This is a genomic window from Actinoplanes sp. NPDC048796, assembly GCF_040650035.1.
GTDB lineage: Bacteria > Actinomycetota > Actinomycetes > Mycobacteriales > Micromonosporaceae > Actinoplanes.
In genome coordinates this window covers 98,966-123,418 of record NZ_JBEZGO010000022.1, presented here as the reverse complement: position 1 = coordinate 123,418, position 24,453 = coordinate 98,966, and the positions used below count along the sequence as shown (strand labels likewise).

Below are 24,453 nucleotides of genomic sequence, written 5' to 3'. Positions count from 1 at the left end.
CGCGCTGCTCCACTACCTCGGCCCGGACCGCCAGCTCGGGGTGCGTTACCGCCTCGGCCGGAGCCGCGCTCTCGGTCCGCACTACCGACCCGCACAGCACCGCCACCCCGGCCCGGAGTGCCGACCCCGGCTTCGCCGCCGCCCGGGTCGTCGGCTCGCGCTGCTCCACTACCTCGGCCCGGGCCGCCGACTCGGGGTGCGTTGCCACCTCGACCGGTGCCGCGCTCTCGGTCCGCGCTGCCGGCTCGGCTCCCACTGGTTTCTGCGGCCGGCCGGCGAACACAGTCTGCGGCGCGCCGTGCGGATGACCACCGGCGCCGGCCGGGCCACCCAGATCCGGTCGCCGCGCACACGTGAGCTCGTCGTCCCACAGCAGTGGCGGTATCCGCTCGATCGCATCGTGTAAGCCCAACTCCCCGCACAACCGCGAACAGCCATGCAATCGACACAGTTTCAACGCATGACGCCGTTTGAGGCCCCACCGCCTCCGCTCCGCCTGAACACGCCGGAATTCCACCATGTCCGGCGCATGACTCGGCACACCGGACCAGTCACGCATCGCCGATATCTCAGACCTAGAAAAGAACTCCAGCTGCGCCATGAACCATTATCCCGTACGCCGAAGATCGAAAACAAAGAAAGGATCATGCCAAATAAAGAATCGTGAATAGGGGATTCAGCGACACAGCGCGCCCACACTTTGCGGCACCGTCACTATTCGTGTGGGGAGGAGCCGCTGCGCACGACGCCCGCCTCCATCGCGCTTGTGCGGCCGGCCGCGCGGGCGCTCGATCGGGGGTCAGGACGAGCCGGGCCGGCGGCCGCATGGGGAAACGAGGCGACGCACGCTTCCGGTGGGAGGCTAGGCTGCCGGCCGTGGTGCAGACTCATGATCTGGCGTTCCGCGGAGACTCCGTCGTGAAGCGGTATGCGTCATGGGACCGCGGTGAGCATCGGCGTGAGTGGGCCGCCCTGGGTGACATCCAGCAGCACGGGGGCGTTCTGGCTCCTTGTCCGGTTGAGGCCAGACTCGACGATCGGCCGCCGACGGTCACCATGTCGCGGGTTCCCGGCGATCCGCTGACTGATCAGCCGACCGAGGTTCAGCTGGCCGGCGTGGTCGACGCGGTCACGCGGCTCTGGGCCGTGCCGCCCCGCGGTCTGGCCGAGCTGGGTCCCTGGTCTGACGACCTCGACTTCGCTCGTCGATTCACCGGCGCACCCCGCCCCACCGGCCGGGTCGCGGCGCGTGCGTACGACGCGGCGCAGCTCTGGTGGCGTACGGAGGATCCGGCATTGCTGCGCCGTCGTCCGGCGACCCTGGTTCTCGGGCACCGGGATCCGAACTTCGCCAACTACCTGTGGGACGGCCGTCAGGTCTGGATCGTGGACTTCGAGGACGCTGCCGTCTCGGATCCCGCGACCGAGCTGGCCATCATGAGCGAACATCTGTCCTGGCGCGGTATCGACGCTGATGACCTCTGCCGCCGCTTCGACGTGGATCAGGCCCGGCTGCTGGCGGCGCGGCGCCTGTGGGCGATGTTCTGGCTGTGGCTGCTTCGGCCGGACGGGTCCTCCGTACGCCGGAATCCGCCGGGAACCGACGACCGTCAAGCCCAGCGATTGCTGGATCTCCTCGATCGATGATTTTGAATGACTTGCGAGAGACGAGGACGAGAGCAGCATCCAGACCGGCACCAGCCGGTCTGGATGCTGTGGAAAGCGCCTACTAGTCGAAGAGTTTGGCGGCCGTCATCGCGGTCTGGATGATGCCGTAGCCGAGCAGCACGGCGACCAGCAGCCAGGACAGGACCAGGCGGAGGGTGCTGGTCGTGGTGGTGTTGTCGGTGGTCATGCGGCGGCCTCCTTCGCGGCCGGGGTGGACGCGGGCTCGTGGTAGGTGGACGGGACCGGGCGGATCAGCAGGTTGGCTATGAAGCCGACGGCGAGGACGCCGACCATCGTGAGCAGGGCCGGCTGGTAGGCCGAGGAGGTCAGCGTGCCGGGCTTGCCCTGCTGGTCGAGGAAGCCGTTGACGATCAGCGGGCCCGCGACGCCGGCGGCGGACCAGGCGGTCAGCAGGCGGCCGTGGATCGCGCCCACCTGATAGGTGCCGAACAGGTCTCTCAGGTACGCCGGTACGGTCGCGAAGCCGCCGCCGTAGAAGGACAGGATCACGCCGGCCAGCAGGACGAACAGGGCCGTCGCGACGTCGCCGACCAGGGCCAGGAGCAGGTAGAGGACCATGCCCACGCCCAGGTAGACCATGTAGATGGGTTTGCGGCCGATCAGGTCGGACGTCGACGACCAGGCGAAACGGCCGGCCATGTTGAACAGCGACAGGACGCCCACGAAGCCGCCGGCCGCGGCGACGCTGACCGTCGAGACGCCGTCGGAGCGGAAGAAGTCCTGGATCATCGGGCTGGCCTGTTCGAGGATGCCGATGCCGGCGGTCACGTTGCAGAACAGCACGATCCACAGAAGCCAGAACGCTTTGGTACGGATGGCGTTCGCGGCCGAGACGTTGGCCGTGGTGACCAGGGGCTTCTCGCGGACGGAGGCGGGATTCCAGCCGGCCGGCTTCCAGCCCTCGGCCGGTACGCGGATGTTGGCCACGCCGAACATCATGATCAGGAAGTAGCCGATGCCGAGGGTCAGGAACAGCAGCACCAGCGCGTGACCCGAGGCCACTGAGGTCGCCACGTTCGGGTCGTAGTCCGAGTCGTACAGGGAAAGCAATTGTCTTGAGGCCGGACTGGCGATCAGAGCGCCACCACCGAAGCCCATGATGGCCAGGCCGGTGGCGAGTCCGGGGCGGTCGGGAAACCACTTGATCAGCGTGGAGACCGGCGAGATGTAGCCGATGCCCAGGCCGATGCCGCCGAGGAAGCCGTACCCGAAGTAGACCAGCCACAGTTGCCCGGTGGCTATGCCGAGGGCGCTGACGAGGAAGCCGGCCGCCCAGAAGCAGGCGGAGACGAACATGGCCTTGCGGGGGCCGTTCGCCTCGACCCACGTGCCGCCGACGGCCGCCGACAGGCCCAGCATGACGATGGCGATGCTGAAGATGACGCCGATCGCCGTCTGGCTGGCGTCGAAGTGCGCGATGAACGAGTTCTTGTACACGCTGGTCGCATAGACCTGCCCGATACACAGATGCACGGAGAGCGCCGCCGGCGGGATCAACCACCGGCTGTACCCGGCCGGCGCCACGGTGTGCTGGCGGTCGAGCGCGGTGAGCAGGGACAACGAAACCGCCTCCAACCCTGGGGGATGAGATCGATCCTCACCTCAAACGTTTGCGGCGGCAACCCGGGAGCGAGATCAAATGCCATTGATACGGTCGCGGCCGGAGGAGGTGCGCGGTGCGGCGTTCCCTGCTGGTCGTCATATTGATCTCGGCGGTTCTGGGCACCGTCCGGGGCCTGGTCATCAACTTCGCGTCGGAGAAGGTGCCGCCGTTCTTCACGGAGGACCCGTGGTGACCCTGGCTGATCCTGGCGCTCGTAGTCGCGGCGCTGGTCATCGTCGCGCTGGCGACCGCACCGCCCCCGCCACCGGCTTCTTCGCCCCCGCCGTCGCGCGAAGCTCGCCGGCGGGCCAGGCTGGCCTCGGTGCTGTGGGAGGACGTGCGGACCACCGGGTCGCTGCCACAGAGCACGCACGCGGTGATCGAAAGCTACGTGCGGTCGCGGCTGGCCCGCGACCGGGAGAGGATCGAGAACCGCTTCGCGGTGGACGTCGGCACGACCCGGACGGTGGCCGAGGAGCTCGCTTTCCTGATGCTCGCCGACCCGGGTCTCGGTCTGTCCGCGAGCCGGTCCGTGGTCTCCGCGCGCCTCGTGAAACAGACAGCGTTCTCAGCCGACGAGGTCGAGTCGGCGATCGACGCGCTGCTCTATTGCCATCTCACCCGTTACGCGGACGCCGAGGCCCGGGACAGGGTCACGTTCTCGCATCGGCGCCTTCAGGAGCACTTCGCGACTTGTGCGGTCATCCGCGACGAAAGCGCGGTGACGCCGGCCCAGCTGCTGAGCGACGGACGCTGGCGGGAGACCGCGGTCGTGGTTCCGCAGACCCAACGGGTGGAGCATTCCGTCGACCTGCTGACCGCGATCGAGCGGCGGCTCTGGACGGCGGCACGCGACCCGTCCACGTTCTGGCCGTCGGGAGCGCTCTACCTGCTGGACCTGATGGCCGATGCCCTCACCCCGGAGGACATCGCACAGCACGCGGTGAGCAGGGCGGCGAACAGGATCCTGAGCCGGGCGTGGTCGGAAGGTGGCCGGCTGGATCAGAAGTGGGTGATCGAACTCTGCGCGGCGGCTGGTGCGGACCAGGCGATCGGCTACCTCGCGCGGGCGTTCGCCAGCGACAGCTTGTGGATCCGGGATGAGGCGTACCGTCAGGTCCGCCGCGTCGGGCCGGGGGTGGCGACGCTCGAACCCGAGATCCGCCAGGCTCTCGTCGCCCCGCTCGGAATCGCCCTGGTCCTGCCCTTCGTCGCGGAGGCCGACCGGCTGAGGATGGGGGCGACGACCCCGGTCGTGGCACTGGCGCTTCTGAATCGGAACAGTCGCCGCGGCGATCTCGGCACCGCTGGGCGAGGCCTTGGGGAGTCATCGGGGCGATCCCACCTTCGTGACCTTGGCCTCGGCGGCGACGCTCGCGGCGGCGGTGCGCAGCCTTCAGACCGGCTTGTTCCACCGTTCCTCGTACGACCTCGCCCGGCTGAGGACCATTCTTCGTACGGTGCTTCTGACGCCGTGGACGCCCGTGGTGACGCTGGTCGTCGTAGGCGTCGGCATCCTGGCTTGGCGATACCGGCCTGCTCTCGTCGCCGGTCTTGTTCTGAGTATCGCCGCGCTGACCATCGCATGGCTCAGAGAGATCTGGCTGATGAGCCGCGATCGCCGCGCGGTCTGCGCGCTCGGGGCGGAGAAGGCGCCCGGCGTCCCCGCGATGCGGCAGGCACTCGGCAAGCTGCGGACCGCGGACGGCATGTACCTGTTCCTCACTGAGACTCGACGGCAGCAACTGCACCGGAACTCCGAAGGGGCGGCGTTCCTGTCGTTCCTCGACGTGGCGCTGAGCCGCCCACCAGACCCGGAGGCACTCGCCGATCAAAGGCCTGATTGGGCTCAGTGGTGGCTCGAGTGCGAGCCGGATCAGCGAGCGATCATGCGGCTCTCGTCCGAGGCGGCGGACGAGATGGGGCGGGGTCCTCGAGGAGGCTTACCGCGCCGGCGCGTTCCGCAGGTGAGGTGACCTGAGAGCACACTGAGGGCCGTGTAAAACATCTTTGACTCGATGTCGTGGATCTTTTACATTCGTAGGCATGCCTCTCGAGGAGAAAAGGGCCTGGAGCCTCGCCGTGACGAGTGTTCTGGGCTATGGGATCTATCTGGTGCTGCTGGCCGCCGGGGTCGGGTACGTGGCGGCCGCCCTCTGGACCGTCGGCGGTGGGATCGTGGTCAACATCGTCGTGGGGATGTTCTTCGGCAAGGATCGGCAGACCGACCAGCGAGACCGGGAGATCGCCCGGTTCGGCGACCACATCGGGCAGTCGCTGGTCGTGGCCGGCGCGGTGGCCGCCATGCTGCTGGCCTTCGCCGAGGCGCGGTACTTCTGGATCGCCAACGTCATCTACCTGTCGTTCGTTCTCAGCGCCGTGCTCGGCTCGGCCGCCCGGATCGTCGCCTACCGCCGCGGGTTCCACCCGTGGTGAAACCGACCCGCATCACCAATGCGATCCGGTCGCTGCGTTTCGCGCACGGTGAGATGACGCAGGCACAGCTGGCCGACCGGATCGGTGTCACCCGGCAGACCGTCATCGCCATCGAGCAGGGGCGGTATTCGCCGTCGCTGGAGGTGGCCTTTCAGATCGCCCGCGTGTTCGGCGTGGGCCTCGACGACGTGTTCCAGTACCCGGAAGGTGAACAGACATGAGAGCCATCGTTCAGGACGTGTACGGCGACGCCGGTGTGCTCCGCGTCGACGAGGTCGCCCGGCCGGCGCCCGGCGGACGGGAGGTGCTGGTCGAGGTGTGCGCGGCGGGGGTCGACCGCGGCGCCTGGCATGCCATGACCGGCCTGCCGCTGGTGGCCCGGCTCGGGTTCGGCCTCGGCCGGCCGCGTCATCGCACGATCGGCATGGATCTGGCCGGCCGGGTCGCGGCGGTCGGCGCCGAGGTCACCGAGTTCAAGCCCGGCGACGAGGTGTACGGGTCGGGCCGCTCCACCTGGGCCGAGTTCGCCACGGCCAAGCCCGCCAAGCTTTTCCGCAAGCCCGAGCACCTGAGCTTCGATCAGGCCGCCTGCATGCCCACCTCGGGTGCCACCGCCCGCCTCGTCCTGGCCAAGGGCCGGGGTGACGTTCTGGTTCTGGGGGCCGGCGGCGGGGTCGGCGCGTTCACGGTCATGCTGGCCAAGGCGCGCGGCGACCGGGTCACCGCCGCCACCAGCGCCGGCAAGATCGAGGCGGTGAAGGGGTTCGGGGCCGACACGGTCGTCGACTACGCCACGACGCCGTTGGAAGGCCGCTACGACCTGATCGTCGAATGCGGCGGCAACCGTCCCCTGGCCGAGTTGCGCAAACTGCTCAAGCCGCGCGGCACCCTGGCCATCGCCGGCGGCGAGGACGGCGGCCGTTTCCTGGGCGGCCTGGAGCGCAGCCTTCAGCTTCTCGCCGTCTCCCCCTTCACCCGGCAGACGCTGCGCGCACCCCTCGCCCTGACCCGCCGGGCCGACCTCGAGGCCCTGGCCGCGCTCACCGATCCCCCGCTGGAACGTTCCTACCCGCTCGACGAGGCGCCCACGGCCATGCGCCGGCTCGCCGAGGGGCGGGTGACGGGCAAGCTCGTCCTGACGACATGATCGATGGATGTTGACGCCCACACCCCTGATGGAGCTCGTCACCGGGTTCTGGAGTTTCAAGACGTTCGCGGCCGCGGTGGAGCTGGACCTCTTCACACGGCTCGCGGGCGGGCGCACCCTGACCAAGGAGGAGATCGGCCTTCCGGAGCGCCCGGCCGACCTGCTGCTGGCCGCCTGCGCCTCGCTCGGCCTGCTGGAACGCGACGGCGACGGCTACCGAAACTCGCCGCTGGCCGAGGAGTTCCTGGTGCGGGGGAAGCCGTACTACTTCGGCGGCCAGGTCACCTACTGCGACCGGCGCACCTATCTGCCGTGGCACCGGGTCGGCGAGGCGCTGCGCACCGACCGGCCGCTCACCTGGGATCCGGCGACCCAGGAGTCCATGTTCGACACCGCCGATCCGGCGATGCTGTCGACGTTCTGGGACGCCATGTACTCGACGTCGCTGTTCACCGCGCGGGCGTTGAGCGCGGCGGTCGACCTGACCGGGCGGAGGCGGCTGCTTGATGTCGGGGGCGGCTCCGGGGCGTACCCCATAGAACTCTGCCGGATCCACCCGACCCTGCAAGCGACGGTTCTCGATCTGCCTCACGTGTGTGAGATCGCCGCGGCGAAGGCCGCCGCGGCCGGTCTCGGCGATCGGATCGCGACGGCGCCGGGCGACTTCCGCAAGGACGAGCAACTGCCGCGTGGGTACGACGTCGTGCTGCTCAGCATGATCCTGCACGACTGGGACGAGGCGACCAACCGGCAGCTGCTGGCCAAGGCTCACGCGGCGCTGGAGCCGGGCGGGCTCGTCATCGTCTCGGAGCTGCTGCTCGACGCCGACCGGACCGGGCCGGCGGCGGCCGCGCTGATGGGCATGAACATGTTGGTGGAGACCGTCGGCGGCCGCAACTACTCCGATGTGGAGTACGAGCAGTGGCTGGCCGGCGCCGGCTTCGCCGCGATCCGCACGGTCCGGTTCGACGCGCCCGGCGCCAACGGGGCGGTGCTCGGGGTCAAACCCTAGACAGCAGCGTGCGTACGACGGCCGGGTCCTCGACATGCGCGTTGTGGCCGAGGCCCGGCAGGTCGTGCGGCTCCACCCCGAGAGCCTCGATCTGCGCGGCCGACACCATGGGGTCGCGCTCGCCGCGGGCCAGGATCACCGGGACCGGCGCGGCCGCCAGCAACGACTCCACCGGCGGCGCGCCGACGGCGAAGGCGCGCGGGTCGAACGTCGTACGCCAGCCGCCCTCGACCTCGACGACGGCGGTCTCCGGCACCTCGCCGGCGAGGCCGGCGACCCGCAGGTGACGGCGTTCCGCTTCCTCGCGGGTGGGGAACACCTGCGCCGGCCGCCGCGCGAGGGCGGCCGCCTTGGCCAGTTCCTCGTCCGACCACGACACCTTGATGCCCAGGCCGATGACGGCGCGCACACCCGGTTCCGTGGCCAGTTGCAGGGCGATCACCCCGCCGAAAGAGTGCCCCACGATGACCGTCCCTCGGGGGTCGATCAGGCCGGCCACCGCCTCGGCGACCGCGGCGAAGGAGTACTCGGGAAGAGGCGCGGAGCCGCCGTGGCCGGGCAGGTCGGGCGCGATCCACGCCGGAGTGCCGGGCTCGTCCGGCAGCCCTGTCCACACGTCGGCGGTGGCGCCGAGGCCGTGCAGCAACAGGACAGTCGGTGACTCGGTGCCACCCGTGCGAATGCGGAGCGCTGTCATGCGTACAGCATCTCAACCTTTGGCGAGGGTCCCGCGTTGGGGAGCGGGAGGATGAATGGACGACGGTGATTTCACGACGTTCGCGGCGGTGAGCGGGCCTCGCCTGCTGCGGTTCGGCGTGCTGCTGTGCGGCAGCCCGGCGCAGGCCGAGGATCTGGCGCAGGAGGCGCTGACGCGCGTCTACCTGCGCTGGGACCGGCTGCGGCGGGAGAACCCGGAGGCGTACGCGCGGCGCACGATGGTCAACCTCCAGACGAGCTGGTGGCGCTCGCCGTGGTCGGCCCGGCGCGATCCGGTGGTGCCCGACCGGGCGGGCGCCGACCAGTACGCCGGCGCCGACGACCGGCAGGTGGTCCTGAGCGCGCTGGCCACGCTCCCGGCCCGCATGCGGGCGGTGGTGGTGCTGCGGTACTGGCTGGGCTTCTCCGAACAGGGGACCGCGGCCGAGCTGGGTGTCTCGGTCGGCGCGGTGAAGAGCCGGGGATCCCGCGGGCTCGCCCGCCTTCGTGACCAGCTGACCGACCGAACCGGGCGCGTCCTCTCCGGCCTGGTCCCGTACGGCCTGTTCTTCCTCATCGCCGTCGCCTACACCGCCGGCGCCGCCCGCTCCGCCGGTCAGGGCGCCCTCGTGCAGCAGGTGAACGCGATCGAGTCGGTGAGCAATGTGGACGTCGTCTGCGCCGACAAGACCGGCACCCTCACCACCGGCAAACTGACCGTCGACGAGGTGCTGCCGCTCGGCGGTCACGACCTCGCGGAGGTGCGGGAGACGCTGGTCACCGAGCGGAGCGGCCGCGACCACCACCGCCGCGGCCGCGGTCGCCCGGCACCCGGACCAGGCCGCCGCGAACGACCGCGTCCGGCGCGACGGAGATCTCGCGCCCGTCGCGCACCACGACGACCATGGCCCGGTCGAGCAGTTGCAGGCGGTCCAGCTTGCGCTTGGCCCGGATCTCCTGAAGCGCGCTGATGACGGCGTTGACGAGGCCGAGCCCGACGCTGATCAGCGCGTCGCCGTAGCGCCGGAGCAACAGCAGCGCGACACCGGTCACGAACAGAATGACATTGAAGAACGTGAAGACGTTGGTACGCCGGATGGTCGCGTAACTGCGGCCGCCGCCCTTGCCGGTGGTGTCGGCCTCGCCCCGGCGGCGGCGCGCCTCGCCCTCCGCCTCGGTCAGCCCTCGCACCGGCACCGGCCGCACGTCGAGGTCCACGATCAGCCGCCCGATCAGCCCGAATGGTTACGGTTTGACCATACACAGGCGTCGCTCAACCCGCGCCGGGTCAGGTCAGATTCATGTCGTACGCGACAATGACCGCCCGAACGTGGTCGCGCGTCTTCCGTCTCGTCCAGCAGACGCCTGGTCAGCGCCGGCGCGATCACCGCGTCCCCCGGATGGGCGCCCCTGAGCAAGAATCGGCTGGCACCGGCCCGGAGCGCCGCGTGCGGCTGCGCCCGCCGGCAGCAAGAGCGGAGCCAGCTGGAGCAGAGCCATCTTGCCGGAAGGGGACGAACCGGGCTTTTCTGGCGTCTGCGTGCTACCGGGGTTCGATCTTCGCGAGCGGGCGAAGTACCGCTGTACCACATGATCGACTCGGTACCGTGGGCTCGATGGTCGGGAAGATGCTGGTGGCGGCTCTGGCGGTCCTCGCCGTGGCGGGGTGTACGCCGGCCGCACCGGTAACGGAGGCGGCGGACTGGGTCGGCAGCTGGGCCGTGGCCGCGCAGAGCGGCGGCCGCTCGTTCGGCCGGCAGACCGTACGTCAGGTGCTGCGCACCAGCATCGGCGGCTCGACCGTGCGCCTACGGCTGTCCAACGAGTTCGGCGATGCCCCGCTCACCCTCGCGAACGTGCGCCTGGCGCTCAGCGAGGGCGACGCCGCCATCGACGCGAGCACGTCCACGGCCGTGACCTTCGGCGGCGCCGCGACGGCGACGATGGCGGCGGGCGCGAGCCTCGAAAGCGACCCGGTCGCGTTCGCCCTGCCGGCGAGCGCGGACGTCGCGGTCAGCGCCTACCTGCCCGACGGGAGCCGGGCGACCACGTGGCACTCGTTCGCGAACCGGCACAACTACGTCGGCGCGAACGACCAGACCGCCGGCGCCACCCTCACCGGCGCCGAGACCGTCGACAGCTACTTCTTCCTGTCCGGGCTCGATGTGCGCGATCCGTCGGCCGAGGGCGCCGTGGTCGCGCTGGGCGCCTCCATCACCGACGGCTTCGACTCCGCGTTCGGCGCCGGCCGGCGCTGGCCCGACCTGCTCGCGCGGCGTTTGGGCACCGCCGGCCGCACGGTCGGCGTCCTCAACGCCGGCATCAGTGGCAACAAACTCCTCCGGGACGGCGCCGGCGAGAGCGTACCGAAACGTCTTGAGCGTGACGTGCTTTCCCAGCCGGGCGTCAGATGGGTCGTCCTCTCCGACGCCGCCATCAACGACCTCGGCGACGACAGCCCCTCCGGCGAGCAGCTGATCACCGCCCTGCGCGCCGTCATCGACCGGAGCCACGACGCCGGCGTGCGGGTCCTCTGCTCCACCCTCACCCCGTTCAAGGGCGCCGATTATTGGAGTACGCGGGGTGAGGCCGGCCGGGAAGCGGTGAACGCCTTCCTCCGCGGCGCCTCCAGCGGCTGCGACGGTGTGATCGACCTCGACGCCGCCACCCACGACCCCGACGACCCGGCCCGCTACCTCGCCCGGTACGACAGCGGCGACCACCTGCACCCGAACGACGCCGGCATGCGGGCCATCGACGAGGCGGTGGACCTGTCGCTCTTGCGCTGAGTCGGCCAGGTGACTGAACCGGCGGCACCAGCAGGAGGATCGTCGCCGGCATGACCGCGAAAATTCACTGGGCCGTACTGCCCGCCGACGAGGCCGGAGCCGGCGGCCGCACCTCCGGGCGCCGCGTGCGCCTCGGCGACCAGGCGCTGGTCTGGTCGGCGGAGGCCGAACCGGTCGCACCGGGCGCGCGCACCGGCTCCGTGACGTCCGGGCTGTCCCTGGTCACGCAGGTGGGGCGGGCCTTCCAGGACGCGCACCCGGACGTGCCGGTCATCCTCGACCACGGCCGGCATCTCGTCGTCGAGGGCGGCGAGGCGCTGCGCGGCAAGGACGACACGTGCTGGCGGGTGGAGCCCCTGCCGCCCGATCCGGTCGTCGTCGACCGGCCGGAGCGGCGGGTCGGGCCGGTGAGCGCGGCGGTCACGAAGGTGCTCGAAGGGGTCACGCGCCCGCCGTACGAAAGCGACCTGACCTGGATCTGCCAGCTGGAGACGCGGCACTCGCTCAGCGAAGGGTTCCGCCAGGCGGCCGACCGCGCCGAGATGGCGCTGACGACCCTGGGGTACGCGACGTCGCGCCAGCCGGTCAGCGTGGGCGGCGGGCAGAGCGCCAACGTCATCGCCGACCGGCCGGGCCGGGCGGCCGCCGACCGCGGCGCCGTGCTCGTCACCGCCCACCTCGACTCGGTCAACCAGGCCGGCGGCACGAAGGCGCCCGGCGCCGACGACAACGGCAGCGGCGCGGCCGGCCTTCTGCTGCTGGCCCGCGTCCTCGCCGGCCACGAGTGGGAGAACGACCTGCGGCTCATCCTGTTCGGCGGCGAGGAACAGGGTCTGTTCGGCAGCAAGCAGTACGTGGCGGGGCTGCCGGCCGCCGAGCGCGGCCGGATCCGGGCCGTCCTCAACATGGACATGATCGGCGTCCGCAACGGCCCCGAACCCGGGGTGCTGCTGGAGGGCGCCCCGGTCTCGCGGCAGCTGATCGACGACCTGGCCACGGCGGCCGGCGCCGTCACCGGGCTGCGGGTGGAGACGTCGCTCAGCCCGTTCGCCAGCGACCACGTGCCGTTCATCGTGGCCGGCGTCCCGGCGGTGCTGACCATCGAGGGCAACGACAGCGCCAACGGCACCATCCACAGCGAGAACGACCTGCTCACGCACATCGACTACGGGCTCGCGGTGGAGATCCTGCGGATGAACGCGGCCGCGCTGGCCGGGTGGCTACGCCCGGTGGAGGAGGCAGGCTAACATTGCCGCGGTTTCGTCCTTTGCAAGCGAAAACGAGGCGACATGCGGTGGTTCCGGCGCGGGTCCGGCAGTCAGAAGGACCCCGGCCAGCAGCAGGCCATTGTCGACGACATCCGCACCCGCTACGGGCCGCACGTGCCCGGCACCTTCCTGCAGCAGGCCGACGCGGCCGCCGCCCAGCTCGGCGGTGACGACGGGGTGCTGGCCGCGGCCCGCGTCGTGCGGGAGTTCGCCGACGCCGCGTACGCCGACGTGGCCGCCCAGGTCGCCGGGTACGGCTACGCGGTCGACCGCCGCAACTACCGTCCGCTGTGGAGGGAGACCGGCAGCCGCCTGCGCTGGAACCTGTGGGCCCTGCCCGGCGGCCTCCACCCGTACATCCAGGTCAGCGGCGCCGTCGCGGCGATCGGCGCCGAGGCCAAGCGCCTGGTGAAACTCACCGACCCGGCCCCGCCGCTGGCCCACCTGTTCGAGATCCTCGACCTGACGATCGCCGGCTGGGAGTTCGCCCGCGTCCGCCCCGACACCGACGCCGCGACCCTCGCCCACCGCCTCATCGGCACCACCCGCGACCTGCGCGCGGCCATGAGCGACGAGCCACCCCTCCCCCAGCCCGTCCGCGAGCTGATGCGCCGCAACAACACCGTCAACGTCTACGACCCGAACTCCCCCGCCGTCGTCGGCGGCTTCAACCCGGGCAAGGAGATGCGCGAGGCCCTGCTGGCCTAGGGCGGGGCCCATCCCGCCGGGCGAATGGCACAAGCGGTATTACCAATCACGTACGTCGATGGGTAATAGTGCATTGTGGACCTGTCACGGCTCGCCGCGGGCTTCGGCGCGGCTCTGCTCATCACCGCCTCGGCGGTGCCCGCGCACGCCTCGGCGCCCGCGCGCGCCGACGACCGGGGCTCGACGCGGGAGTTCGGGAACGGGCCCGAGCGCAATGAGGTAGCGGCCGCCGACAGCGCGGCGGCGCGGATCCTGTCGGCGGCCGTGCCCGGCGCGGCCTGGAAGCCGGGGCGCCAGGGCTATCCGCGGCGGCACGAGTTGCGGGTCTACCCCGCGAACCCGGAGGACCGATCGATCAAGCTCGGCCTCATCCCGTACCACGACATCGCCCCTCGGCTGAACGCCCTCCAGCAGGCCTCCGACCGGGTGTCGGCCGAGGTCGTCGGGCACTCCGCGCTCGACCGGGACCTCTATCTGGTCACGGTCACCGCACCCGAGACCGCGGCCGAGGCGGCCCGGCAGCAGCGGTGGCGCGAGCTGATCGAGAACGATCCGGTCGCCGCCAAGCGCGACCGGTCGCTGGCCCGGGGGTACAAGACGCCGGTCTGGATCAACGCGAACATTCACGGCGACGAGTGGGAGGGCACCGACGGCGCGCTGCGCGTCATCGAGCGGCTGGCCACCGCGACCGACGCCGCCACCAAGGCTTTCCTGGCCCGCAGCCGGGTCTACGTCACGGTGACCAACAACCCGGACGGGCGGATCGCCGGCACCCGCGTCAACGGGGCCGGCTTCGACATCAACCGCGACCACGCCACGAGCTCGCAGCCGGAGTCGCGCGCTGTCCGCGACGTCGTCATCGGGACCCAGCCGTTCGTCATGCTCGACGAGCACGGCTACACCGGCACCACGCTGATCGAGCCGGCCACGCCGCCGCACGGGCAGAACTACGAGTACGACCTGTACATCAGGCACGCCCTGCCGAACGCCCTGGGTATGGAGGCCGCGATCCAGCGCCTCGGACACCCCGAGACCACCCGCGCCGACATCCCGTTCCGGGACTACGCTCCCGGTGACTGGGACGACTGGCCACCCATCTTCACCCCGATGTACGCGATGTACCAGGGCGCGGTCGGCCACACCGTCGAGATTCCGTTGCAGGTCAACCGGGACCTCTACACCACTCTGCCGGTCGAGGAGCTGCGCCGCCGCGCGGGCGTCAACACCGACGTCGCCGCCGCGACGATCGAGGCGGCCCTGACGTACGCCGACACGAACCGGGCCTCGTTGCTGGCCGGCCAGATCGAGCAGTTCCGCCGCGGCTGGGCCGGTGAGCCGCAGCGTTCCGTTCCCGACGGTTATGTGCCCGGCTTCGGCCCCGAGGACCGCTACTCGACGACCTTCCCCCGGGCCTACGTCGTTCCGGCCGGCGCCCGGCAGCGTTCCGCACCCGCCGCCGCGCGCCTGGTCAACCATCTGATCGCCCACGACGTCCGGGTCACCGAGGCCCGTACGAGCTTCACCCTGAACGGCCGCCGCTACCCGGCCGGCTCGTACGTCGTGGACATGCACCAGCCCAAGCGCGGCCTGGCCAACGTGCTGCTCGAGGCCGGACGCGACATCTCTTCGCTGGTGCCCCAGATGTACGACATCTCCGGCTGGAGCCATCGCCTGCTCTGGGGCGCCTCGGTCGACATCAGCCGCACCGCGGCGCCGCGCGTGGCCACGTCGCCCGTCTCCGTCGCCACCGGGACGAGCTCCGTTCCCCAGAGCCGGGAGCTGGCTCTCACACTGCGGGACCCGGCCGACGTCCGGGCCGTCAACGCCCTCCTCGACGAGGGCATCAAATTGCGGTTGTACGGCGCGGCCACCGTTGTCCTCCCGGCCAGTGCGGCGTGGATCGCCGACCGGTTCGGGGTACGTCTCGAGGCCGCCGCGCGCGGCCACGCCGGCACCCCGATCTCGCGTCCGGTGCTGGCCGCCGCCGTGGCCGCCGACGAGCTGTTCGCGCTGCGCGAGATGGGTTTCGACGTCCGAACGGTCTCCACCGCCACCCTCAACGCCGGCGCGAGCCTGGCCGGGGTGACCGGCCTGGTCGTGTCCTCCGGCCTGAACTACACGCAGCTCACCGAGGCCGCCCAGGCACAGGTCGACGACCTGCTCAGCCGCGGCGGTGTGGTCACCCGGGGCGTCACCGGCGCCACGTTCAACGCGGCCGCCGGCCTGCTTCCGGCGACCGCGGTCGCGGGCCGCGGCGACGCCAACGGAGTCGTCGCCGTCCGCAACCCCGGCCAGGTCACCGGCACGGACTCACCGCCTAACTCGTTCGTCTACTCGCCGCTGTGGTTCACCGGCACCGGGTTCACCGTCGAACAGCGCTACGCCGAGACCCCACTCGTCGCCGGACACTGGCTGCCCACCGCTCCCGGCGTGGGTGGCCCGTCCCAGGCGGCGGGCCAGGCCTCGGTCGTCTCCGGCACCACGGCCCGAGGCAGCCGAGCCGTCCTGTTCGGCACCGAACCGTTGTTCCGAGCCCACCCGAAGGGCCTGTACGCGCAGTTCGCCCGCGCCCTCTACTGGACCAATTCTTAGGCGCGGAGCCCTTCGTAGAGCCAGACCAGGCCCGCGCCGGGCGCGCCGAACGCCGGTGGGACCGCTCGTCCGGTGGCGCGGCCCAGGGTCGCCAGGTCGGTCACCTCACCGGGCGTCCAGCCGTGCCGGGTCAGCACCGCGGGTGGCTGCTGGCCGACCAGCCCGTACGCCCAACTGGAGGTCAGCTGCCGCCAGGTGACCCGGCGGCGACCAGCGCCGCGCCGGCGCCTTCGGCGGCCAGGTCGGCCGCCACCTCGACCCGCCGGCCGGTGCTCCGGGCCCCCAGCTGGGTCAGCACCCGGTCCTTGAACGCGAACACGGCGGGCCGGTCGACTTCGAAGACCGTGACCTCGGCGCTCAAACCGAGCCGATACGCCCGGGTGTCGAGCCCGGCACCGAGCAGCACCACCTGCCGGCAGGTGTCCTGAGCCCGCCGGACGGCCCGGTCGAAGAACGGGGTGCGCTGCGGGATGTAGAACTCGAACACCGCCCACAGCGAGGACGAGCCCCGGTCGCCGGCCGGCCCCAGGTCGGGCAACGCTCCCGCCGGATCGAGGACCTGACCGGTGTAGGCCGCGATGAACTCCGCCGCGTACGGATCCTCCACCAGGCGGCGGCCGTCCCGGCGGCTCTCCTGGGGCCGGCTGTAGGCGGTCAACAGCGCCGTCCACCCGACATCACTCGACATGCGCAGCAGTCAACCACCGCGTCGCGCCCGCTTCCCGCCATCCGCCTCGGCTGTTCCCTCAAGGGCAACCCGGTTTGCTCACGGGCACGGCCGGCGTCCTGGCGGGGACGCCGGCCGCGGGTTTCTCAGGAGTTGTACGCCTCGGCGGTCACCTTCAGACCGCGAGGGCGACCGAGCCGGGACGGCCAGGTGATGGCGACCTTGCGGGTCTCACCGGGGAGCAGCCAGAAGTAGTTGTCGCTGTACTCGGCCGGCAGGACCCGCTCCCCCGTGCCGTCGCGCAGGGCGACCCGGACCAGCGCCGCCACCGCCCGGCCCCGGTTGGTGACCGTTGCCGTGACGCCGCCGGCCGCCGATGCCGTGCGCACGTCGAGCTTGGTGCGCGCCATCGTCGACAGGGCCCGCATGTCGGACGGTTTTGTGTACCGCCAATAGGTGTTCTCCGACAGGAGTTCGCCCTTGGCGGTGCGCATTTCCAGCCGTACCACATGAAGCGGTTGACCCTGCGGCGCGGCAACCGTGAACGCCGGAGTTGTCGCGGAAGCCGCCACGGACAGTGTCTGCCTCTGCTCCCGACCCAGCGGCTTGCCCGCCAGGTCGTACGCACGCGCCGTCACCGTCACATCGATCAATGCCGACGGAGTGTGGTTCACCGCCCGCACCCGCCACGTACCCGGATCCGCCTGCACGTGACGCGGCGCGCAACTCTTCCGAGCGCCGTAATACGCGCCATTGACATCCAAGTCATAGTCATACGTCTGCCACACCGTGCTGTACCAAGCCGGATGCGACATCCACAGCAACAACCCGGACGCGTTGTCGAACAACGACGAGTTCCACGCCTCGAACATCGCCCGATGGCTCTCATAGTTCACGAACTGAGCGCGAGCGCTGAACTCCTCCAGCGACGACGCCACCCCCAGCCGCTCCTCGATCGCCTGCTGGTAGCCGCCGACGTGCTGGTTCCCGATCAGCGCCCAGTCGTGGTAGCCCCACACCTCGGAGATCGGCCACGCGGGCTGGTCGCCGGCGAGGTTGCGCAGGGTCTCCGGGTGCGGCACCACGGGCATGCCGATCTCGGTGTGGAAGCCGAGCGTCCCGTTCTTGTAGACGTTCGGGTCCGGGTAGGTGACCGGGTCGATCCAGTGCCACGGGCCGGAGCCGCTGACGACGCCGGCGTTCGACGACGGCACATAGACGATCTCCGGGTCGAGCTCGGCCACCGCCCTACGCAGGCCGGCGTCGATCGCCGGCGGCGGGAACTGCTCGTTCGCCCCACACCACACCGCGATGCTCGGATGATGCCGATACCGGCGAATCGTGTCGGCGACGATCGCGTCGTACGTGGCCGACTCCTCGATGAACGGCCCGGCCTCCCAGAAATCGTTCCACACCAGAATCCCGTACTCGTCACAAGCCGCGAAGAACTCCTCACGGGTACTGCTGCCGATCCAGTTACGAATCATCGTGAAGTTCATGTCCCGATGCATCGCCACCGCCTCCCGCAGCAAATGCGGCTGAGTACGGCGCAACAACTCGTCCCAGCCCCAGTTACCGCCACGGCAGAACACCGGCACACCGTTCACGCTGATCTTCAGCTCGGTCGCACGGTTGTCGACCGCCTTGACGTCCTTCCACGACGAGCCGTCGGCCGAGACCTGGACGACGAAGTCCCTGGCGTACGCCTGTTCCCAGTCGATCCGAATTTGGTCGAACGTGGCCACCGCGCCCAGGTCGACCTGGATCCACTGGTTGTCGGCCGACTCGGAGGCCCAGCGCGTCCGGGGATTGCCGTCGGTGACGTTGCCCGGCGGGTTCGACGATTCGCTCGTCGAGGCCGTCGCCGTCTTGCCGCGGGCCAGGTCGTCGCCGTCGGCCAGGACCGAAAGGGCCCACATCGACACGCCCCAGTCCGTGACCCGCTTGCCGGCCTGGACGCGGACATAGCGGCCGCTGGTACCCGGCACCTCGACAACCTGGCGGCCGGTGTTGCCGGGCGCCGTCTCGTTGTCGACCGCCTTCACATCGGTCCACGGGCCGCTCTCGCCGTCGGCCACCTGCACGCGGTAGTTCAGGGCGAACGCCTGCTCCCAGAGGATCGTCACGCGGTCGAAGTCGGCCGCCGCGCCGAGGTCGACCTGGATCCACTCGTTGTCGCGGTAGTCGGAGCTCCACCGGGTGCCCGGGTCGCCGTCGACGACCGCGGCCGGGCTCGAGCCGTCCCCGGCCGACGACGCCGTGGCGGTCTTGTTCAACGCCAGGTCGGCGCCGTCTCCGTCGGAGACCGAAAGGGACCACATCGACACGCCCCAGCCCGTGGCCCGGGCGCCGGCCTGGATCCGTACGTAGCGCTTGTGCTGCCGGTCGAACGTGACGGTCTGCGCCGCCTTGCCGTCCTGGAAGTTCAGCGGCGGCTTGGCGGCCGGGCTGATCACCACCGGCAGGTGCGACTCGTACGAGAACTCGCGGATGCCGTACCGGATCTTGCGGGTGTCGCTGACCGTGCGGCCGACGGTGGCGGTGACCGTGAGGTCGTGCAGATGCGGCTCGCCGTACCCGTTGGGCCACCACAACTTGGGGTCACGAACGCGCACGGTGCCGAGCGTGACGTCGAGGCTCGCGCCGGCCGGAACGGTCACGGTCTTGGTCACGCCGAGCGACGCCTTGAGCGTCACGGTGGTCGCCGTGGCGGCCACGTTGCGCACCGGGACGGTCACGGTGATTTCGCCGGTACGCGAGTCGGGCACCTTGGTGACGACGCGCAGGTCGCCGATGACGATGTCGCCCGTGCTGCGCAGGCGGACATGGTTCCAGATGCCCGAGGCGCGGTCCCGGACGGCCGGCATCCAGTCCCAGCCGGACACCGCGAGGTAGGTCGGCGAATCCTTGAAGATCGAGCCACCGCCGAGGAACGTCCAGCTGTTCAGCGACTTGTCGCCGGGCGTGCCCGGGTGCGGCATCGGCGAGATCTTCACCCGGACGGTGTGCTGGGCGTGGCCCTTCAGCGCCTCGGTGATGTCGAAGGCGGCCCGCGCGAACGGGTGCGTCACGGTGCCCACCTCGACCCCGTTGACCCAGGTCGTGGCGGCGTGGTTGACGCCATCGAACTCCAGCCAGACGTGCCGCGAGGCGTCGAACCCCCGCGGCAGCTTGAACTCGCGGCGGTACCACCACGCGTGCCGGGACAGCGCCTCGGGAATGCGCAGGTTCTCGAAGCCGGCGACCGGGTCGGGCAGGTGGCCCTGCTCGACGAGACTGGCCAGAACCGTACCGGGAACGGTGGCGGGCACCCAGTCGCGCGGGTCCGAGTCGGCGAAGTCGTCCATCGTCAGCGCCCAGCCCGACTCCAGCGGCACCGTCCCGTCCTTGGCGACACCCAGCGCGGGCGCGGGCTCGGTGTTGCCGCCGGCCCAATCGGTCCAGCCCTTCGCCCGCGGCCGGGCGCCGAGGGCACGCCCGTACACCTGGAAGCCGTTGAGACCGGCCGGGTTGGAGTTGTGCTGCTTCCGCACGCTCAGCCGCACGTGCCGCGCTCGCGCCGGCTTCGCCAGGGCGATCTGCTGCACGCCGCCCGAGCCCTCGGCCGTCTCATGTACCACGGTCCAGGTCTTGCCGTCGGAGCTGACTTCGATGGTGTACGCCGTGGCCGCGCTCGACAGGACCTCGTCCCCGTCGGTGCCGCCGTAGTTGCCGTCGAACGGCCCGTCGGCGAGGGTCGCCTCGAACGTCAGCGTGACCGCCGAGATCTCGCAGACGGCCTGCAGGTCGACGGCGATCCACTGCGGGTCACCGCCGCCGGCGCGCCATCCGGAGCCCCGCACGCCGGCCTGCGGCAGACGATCGACGACAAAGGACGGCTGCGCCGGGGCGTACGCCGTGGAGGACGCCGTGACGGGCCGGTGAAGAGCCAATTCGGTGGTGGCGGGAGCAGCACCGGGGGAAGCGGCACGGGCCGCGCCCATCGGCAGCGCGACGGAGGCGAGCAGCCCACCGCCGGCGCCGAGAAGCGCCCGTCGGGACACGGACGGTGAATCGACCATGATGACTCCAGGAGGACGTTGACAACGTTGTCATAAGACGGCCAAGATTCCAATGTGTCAAGACCACGTTTCGACCGTCGATCGTGCGCCGCAGTCAACCATCCTGACCTCGCCGCCCGATGCTGTTCGACCCGGCCTTTCCCGTGAGGGCAACCCCGCTTGCCCCCGAACCGTCCGAGCGGGCGCTTGGCGAGGGGGAATCGGAGCGGCCGGCCGCGACGTTCGCGCACCATGACCTCATGAACGCGGACCACGTACCGACGCTGTTCCTGATGGTCGGTCTTCCCGGGTCGGGCAAGACCGTGCGAGCGCGTGAGCTGGCGGCGGAGCGCGGAGCCCTGCGGCTCACCCCCGACGAGTGGGCGCTCACCCTCTTCGGCCAGGAAGACTGTCACCAGGAGCGACCGAACGGCAAGCGGTGGCTGCTGGAAGGCCTGCTCATCACCATGGCCATCGACACCCTGCGGCTACGGCTCAGCGTCGTACTCGACTTCGGGCTGTGGTCGCGCGACGAACGCTCGGCCCTCCGCTGGCTGGCCGCTTCCGCCGGGGCCGCCAGCGAGATCGTCTACCTGCCGGTGGACCGTGCGGAGCAGTGGAGCCGGATCCAGAACCGCTGGAAACACACCCCGGAGCGGACGTTCCCGATGGCCGAGGCCGAACTCGGCCCCTGGCGGGAGATGTTCGAGGTCCCCGGCGCCGATGAGCTCTCCGGTTCGTTCCCGCCGCCCGAGGACGAGAGCTGGCTCGACTGGGCCCAGCGATTCTGGCCCTCCCTCAGGTGGGATCGGTGAACGAGACCGGCTTCCCGGCGGCCCGGGCGTAGGCGATCTCCCTGCGCGTGGACTCGCCGACGTACCCACCCGGGTTGACGATCAGCACCCGGTCGGCCAGATCGATCTTGCGCAGGTGAAGGTCGCCCAGGACGGCCTTCTGCTCGCCGGTGATCGGCTCGTCCGTTCCGCGTTCCTCACCACGCGGAAAGACAGCCGGCGCGACCACGATGACACCCGCGAGGGTCAGCTCACGGTTGGCCGCGCCGATCTCGTCCAGGAACCGCGCGGAGCCACAGATACAGACAATCTCAGGTCGCCCGGTCACAGCCCATCTTCCCATTCCCTGCCTACGGAAAAGCACCGGCCCGAGGGCCGGTGCTCACCCGTGGTGGATCAGAAGGCCGGCAGGACCGAGCCCTGGTACTTGTCGGTGATGAACTTCTTGACCTCCGCGCTGTGCAGCAGCTTCTCGAGCTTCTGCACGCGGGCGTCGTTCTCGTCGCCGGTGCGCACGACGACCAGGTTGGCGTACGGGTTGTCGTCGCCCGACTCCAGGGCCAGCGAGTCCGTGGCCGGCTTGAGGCCGGTCTCGATGGCGTAGTTGCCGTTGATGACCGAGACGGCCGTGTCCTCGAGGCTGCGGGGCAGCTGAGCCGCCTCCAGCGCCTTGAACTTCAGGTTCTTCGGGTTGCCCGTGATGTCCTTCTCGGTGGCCTTGACGCCGACGCCGTCCTTCAGCGTGATCAGGTTGTTCTTGGCCAGCAGGCTCAGCGCGCGGCCCGAGTTGGACGGGTCGTTCGGGATGCCCACGACGCCACCCGACGGGACCTCGGCCAGGCTCTTCACCGTCTTGGAGTAGACGCCGAGGGGCTCGATGTGCACCGGCTTGAGCGCGGTGAACTTGTAGCCCTTGGACGCGATCTCCTCTTCCAGGTACGGGACGTGCTGGAAGTAGTTGGCGTCGAGCTGCTTCTCCTTGAGGGCCACGTTCGGCTGGATGTAGTCGTTGAACTCGACGATGTCGAGCTTCAGGCCCTCCTTGGACGCCAGGTTGTCCGCGACGTACTTGAGGATCTCCCCGTGCGGGACCGGGCTGACGCCGACCTTCAGGGTGTCGGAGGACGAGCCGGCGGCCTCATCGGAGTCGGAACCGCAAGCGGCCAGCCCCAGCAAGAGGGAAGCGGACGCTACGAGGGCGGTGATGGAGCGGCGCACAGAACAACCTTTCTTATTTGTGGGAGAGCCGGCGGACGACGAGATCGCCCGCCACCTGTACGAGCTGGACGAAGACCACGAGCGCGGCGACGGTCGCGATCATGACCTCGGTCTCGAAGCGCTGGTAGCCGTAGCGGATGGCCAGGTCGCCGAGGCCGCCGCCGCCGACCACGCCGGCCATGGCCGAGTAGCCGACCAGGGCGATGACCGTGATGGTCAGGCCGGCGACCAGACCGGGGCGGGCCTCGCGGAGCAGCACCTTGCCGACGATCTGGGTGCGGGTGGCGCCCATCGCGGTCGCGGCCGCGATCACGTCGTTGGGCACCTCGCGCAGGGCGGCCTCGACGATGCGGGCGAAGAACGGGATGGCGCCGATGGTCAGCGGCACGATGGCCGCGTCGGTGCCGATCGTCGTGCCGACCACGGCCCGGGTGAACGGGATGACCGCCACCAGCAGGATGATGAACGGCAGCGAACGGGTGATGTTCACGATCAGGCCGAGCACCGAGTAGAGCGGCGGCGCCGACAGCAGCCCGCCGGGCGCGGTGAGCACCAGGAGCACGCCGAGCAGCAGCCCGCCGAGCGCGGTCAGGACGGTCGACACGAAGACCATCCAGGCGGTCTCCTGCAGGCCCACCCCGAGCAGGTCGAAGACTTCGGACCAGGTCATGCCACTACCTCCACCTGGGCGCCGGCCGTTCGCAGGAACTCGATCTGCCCAGCGGCGTCACCCGTGAGGGCCAGTCGCCACCGCCCGGCGCGGGTCGCGGCCAGCGTCTCGACGGAGCCACTCAGGATCCGTACATCGGACGAGAACTCGCGCGACAGCGCGGACAGAAGGGGCGAGTCGGCAACGGAACCGCTGACCGTCACGTCGACGACCGTCTGCCCGGACACCGGGGACGGCGCGCCGAGCGGGAAGATGTCCCGTGCCAGGGAGGAGCCGGGCCGGTGCAGCAGGTCGGCCACCGGGCCGGACTCGAGGAACTTGCCGTCGCGCATCACCGCGGCCGAGTGGCAGATCTTCTTGACGACCCCCATCTCGTGGGTGATCAGCAGGATCGTGAGGCCGAGCCGCTGGTTGAGATCGAGCAGCAGCCGCAGGATCGAGTCGGTCGTCTCCGGGTCGAGCGCGGAGGTCGCCTCGTCGGAGAGCAGCACCTTGGGCCGCGCCGCGAGCGCGCGGGCGATGCCCACGCGCTGCTTCTGGCCTCCGGACAATTGCGAGGGGTACGCGTCCTCGCGCCCGCCCAGGCCGACCAGCTCGATCAGCTCCGACACGCGGGCCTTGCGCGCGGCCCGCGGCTCGCCGGTGACCTCGAGCGCGAACGCGATGTTGCCGGCCACGGTCCGCGAGGAGAGCAGCGCGAAGTGCTGGTGGATCATCCCGATGCCGTGCCGGGCGAGCCGCAGTCTCCGGCGGTTCAGCGCGGTCAGGTCGACACCGCCGACGGCGATGCGCCCCTCGTCGGGGCGTTCGAGCATGTTGACGCAGCGCAGGAGCGTGCTCTTGCCGGCGCCGCTCTGCCCCAGCACGCCGAAGACGTCACCCTCACCGACGGTGAGGTCGACGCCGTCGACGGCGCGCACCTCACGGCCGCGGCTCCGGTAGGTCTTCCGGAGTCCCGTTATCTCGATCAAGAAGCACCCTTAAAGCCTAGATATCCCATAGGCTGATGGGACATCGACAGACCATAGCGGCACCGTTCGCCCGAGGAAAGTTCGTGTAACGACCGTCACCAGCCTGATACCTGACCGTCACCTACTCAGAGCGGCCCGTTTCGCCTTCGATGG

The 24,453-nt window shown here is 70.4% G+C and carries 23 protein-coding genes; 12 read left to right on the top strand and 11 right to left on the bottom strand.

Annotated features, from left to right (window positions below; genetic code table 11):
- A partial coding sequence (locus tag AB0C26_RS43525; protein ID WP_360260407.1) for a hypothetical protein occupies positions 1-208 on the bottom strand: 208 nt, incomplete at its 3' end.
- 848 nt (positions 209-1,056) lie between these two features.
- Here AB0C26_RS43525 and AB0C26_RS43520 point away from each other — a divergent pair.
- Positions 1,057-1,647 carry a phosphotransferase gene (locus tag AB0C26_RS43520; RefSeq protein ID WP_360260404.1) on the top strand — a complete coding sequence of 197 codons (591 nt, stop codon included), beginning with the start codon at positions 1,057-1,059 and terminating at the stop codon, positions 1,645-1,647.
- Between the two features lie 82 nt (positions 1,648-1,729).
- On the opposite strand, the gene AB0C26_RS43515 is transcribed toward AB0C26_RS43520, so the two are convergent.
- Positions 1,730-1,855, bottom strand: a complete 126-nt coding sequence (locus AB0C26_RS43515; protein ID WP_360260401.1) for a hypothetical protein — start codon at positions 1,853-1,855, stop codon at positions 1,730-1,732.
- Positions 1,852-3,243: an OFA family MFS transporter gene (locus AB0C26_RS43510; RefSeq protein WP_360260409.1), complete on the bottom strand. Its 1,392-nt coding sequence runs from the start codon at positions 3,241-3,243 to the stop codon at positions 1,852-1,854. The genes AB0C26_RS43515 and AB0C26_RS43510 overlap by 4 nt, the downstream gene beginning before the upstream one ends.
- Positions 3,244-3,614: 371 nt before the next feature.
- Here AB0C26_RS43510 and AB0C26_RS43505 point away from each other — a divergent pair, with 371 nt between their 5' ends.
- The 5 genes from AB0C26_RS43505 (at position 3,615) to AB0C26_RS43485 (ending at position 7,887) form a co-directional block, all read left to right on the top strand.
- The gene (locus tag AB0C26_RS43505; RefSeq protein ID WP_360260399.1) at positions 3,615-5,021 is read left to right on the top strand and encodes a hypothetical protein; all 1,407 of its coding nucleotides are present in this window, start codon (positions 3,615-3,617) and stop codon (positions 5,019-5,021) included.
- A gap of 317 nt (positions 5,022-5,338) precedes the next feature.
- Positions 5,339-5,728: a hypothetical protein gene (locus AB0C26_RS43500; protein WP_360260396.1), complete on the top strand. Its 390-nt coding sequence runs from the start codon at positions 5,339-5,341 to the stop codon at positions 5,726-5,728.
- Positions 5,722-5,949 (top strand): helix-turn-helix transcriptional regulator, encoded by a 228-nt coding sequence (locus AB0C26_RS43495; protein WP_360260393.1) that lies wholly within the window; start codon positions 5,722-5,724, stop codon positions 5,947-5,949. Before AB0C26_RS43500 ends, AB0C26_RS43495 begins: the two co-directional genes overlap by 7 nt.
- Positions 5,946-6,875 (top strand): NAD(P)-dependent alcohol dehydrogenase, encoded by a 930-nt coding sequence (locus tag AB0C26_RS43490; protein ID WP_360260390.1) that lies wholly within the window; start codon positions 5,946-5,948, stop codon positions 6,873-6,875. Before AB0C26_RS43495 ends, AB0C26_RS43490 begins: the two co-directional genes overlap by 4 nt.
- Before the next feature lie 7 nt (positions 6,876-6,882).
- Complete coding sequence (locus tag AB0C26_RS43485; protein ID WP_360260387.1) at positions 6,883-7,887, top strand: methyltransferase; 1,005 nt, start codon at positions 6,883-6,885, stop codon at positions 7,885-7,887.
- Here AB0C26_RS43485 and AB0C26_RS43480 read toward each other — a convergent pair.
- Positions 7,877-8,584: an alpha/beta hydrolase gene (locus AB0C26_RS43480; protein ID WP_360260384.1), complete on the bottom strand. Its 708-nt coding sequence runs from the start codon at positions 8,582-8,584 to the stop codon at positions 7,877-7,879. The genes AB0C26_RS43485 and AB0C26_RS43480 overlap by 11 nt on opposite strands.
- A gap of 55 nt (positions 8,585-8,639) precedes the next feature.
- Here AB0C26_RS43480 and AB0C26_RS43475 point away from each other — a divergent pair, with 55 nt between their 5' ends.
- The 5 genes from AB0C26_RS43475 to AB0C26_RS43455 all read left to right on the top strand — a co-directional run bounded on the left by AB0C26_RS43475 (position 8,640) and on the right by AB0C26_RS43455 (position 15,940).
- The gene (locus tag AB0C26_RS43475; protein ID WP_360260382.1) at positions 8,640-9,554 is read left to right on the top strand and encodes a SigE family RNA polymerase sigma factor; all 915 of its coding nucleotides are present in this window, start codon (positions 8,640-8,642) and stop codon (positions 9,552-9,554) included.
- Between the two features lie 645 nt (positions 9,555-10,199).
- On the top strand, positions 10,200-11,372 hold the full coding sequence (locus tag AB0C26_RS43470) for an SGNH/GDSL hydrolase family protein (protein ID WP_360260379.1): 1,173 nt from the start codon (positions 10,200-10,202) through the stop codon (positions 11,370-11,372).
- Between the two features lie 50 nt (positions 11,373-11,422).
- On the top strand, positions 11,423-12,619 hold the full coding sequence (locus AB0C26_RS43465; protein ID WP_360260376.1) for a M28 family metallopeptidase: 1,197 nt from the start codon (positions 11,423-11,425) through the stop codon (positions 12,617-12,619).
- A 42-nt stretch (positions 12,620-12,661) separates the two neighbouring features.
- Positions 12,662-13,348 (top strand): hypothetical protein, encoded by a 687-nt coding sequence (locus tag AB0C26_RS43460; protein WP_360260373.1) that lies wholly within the window; start codon positions 12,662-12,664, stop codon positions 13,346-13,348.
- A 75-nt stretch (positions 13,349-13,423) separates the two neighbouring features.
- Positions 13,424-15,940: a M14 family zinc carboxypeptidase gene (locus AB0C26_RS43455; RefSeq protein ID WP_360260370.1), complete on the top strand. Its 2,517-nt coding sequence runs from the start codon at positions 13,424-13,426 to the stop codon at positions 15,938-15,940.
- Here AB0C26_RS43455 and AB0C26_RS43450 read toward each other — a convergent pair.
- From AB0C26_RS43450 to AB0C26_RS43440, 3 genes are all read right to left on the bottom strand, one after another.
- Positions 15,937-16,077, bottom strand: coding sequence for a hypothetical protein (locus AB0C26_RS43450; protein WP_360260367.1), 141 nt, complete (start codon positions 16,075-16,077; stop codon positions 15,937-15,939). The genes AB0C26_RS43455 and AB0C26_RS43450 overlap by 4 nt on opposite strands.
- A 44-nt stretch (positions 16,078-16,121) precedes the next feature.
- A complete protein-coding gene (locus AB0C26_RS43445; protein ID WP_360260364.1) occupies positions 16,122-16,628 on the bottom strand; it encodes a class I SAM-dependent methyltransferase in 507 nt (168 codons plus the stop codon).
- Positions 16,629-16,753: 125 nt separating this feature from the next.
- A complete protein-coding gene (locus tag AB0C26_RS43440; RefSeq protein ID WP_360260361.1) occupies positions 16,754-20,668 on the bottom strand; it encodes a discoidin domain-containing protein in 3,915 nt (1,304 codons plus the stop codon).
- A 239-nt stretch (positions 20,669-20,907) separates the two neighbouring features.
- Between AB0C26_RS43440 and AB0C26_RS43435 the strand changes: the two genes are divergently transcribed.
- A complete protein-coding gene (locus AB0C26_RS43435) occupies positions 20,908-21,462 on the top strand; it encodes an ATP-binding protein (RefSeq protein WP_360260358.1) in 555 nt (184 codons plus the stop codon).
- Here AB0C26_RS43435 and AB0C26_RS43430 read toward each other — a convergent pair.
- From AB0C26_RS43430 to AB0C26_RS43415, 4 genes are all read right to left on the bottom strand, one after another.
- A complete protein-coding gene (locus AB0C26_RS43430; protein ID WP_360260355.1) occupies positions 21,446-21,769 on the bottom strand; it encodes a hypothetical protein in 324 nt (107 codons plus the stop codon). The genes AB0C26_RS43435 and AB0C26_RS43430 overlap by 17 nt on opposite strands.
- A 68-nt stretch (positions 21,770-21,837) precedes the next feature.
- On the bottom strand, positions 21,838-22,659 hold the full coding sequence (locus AB0C26_RS43425; RefSeq protein ID WP_360260352.1) for a MetQ/NlpA family ABC transporter substrate-binding protein: 822 nt from the start codon (positions 22,657-22,659) through the stop codon (positions 21,838-21,840).
- A 13-nt stretch (positions 22,660-22,672) separates the two neighbouring features.
- Complete coding sequence (locus AB0C26_RS43420; protein WP_360260349.1) at positions 22,673-23,329, bottom strand: methionine ABC transporter permease; 657 nt, start codon at positions 23,327-23,329, stop codon at positions 22,673-22,675.
- Positions 23,326-24,300, bottom strand: a complete 975-nt coding sequence (locus AB0C26_RS43415) for an ATP-binding cassette domain-containing protein (RefSeq protein ID WP_360260346.1) — start codon at positions 24,298-24,300, stop codon at positions 23,326-23,328. Before AB0C26_RS43415 ends, AB0C26_RS43420 begins: the two co-directional genes overlap by 4 nt.
- Positions 24,301-24,453 lie beyond the last annotated feature (153 nt).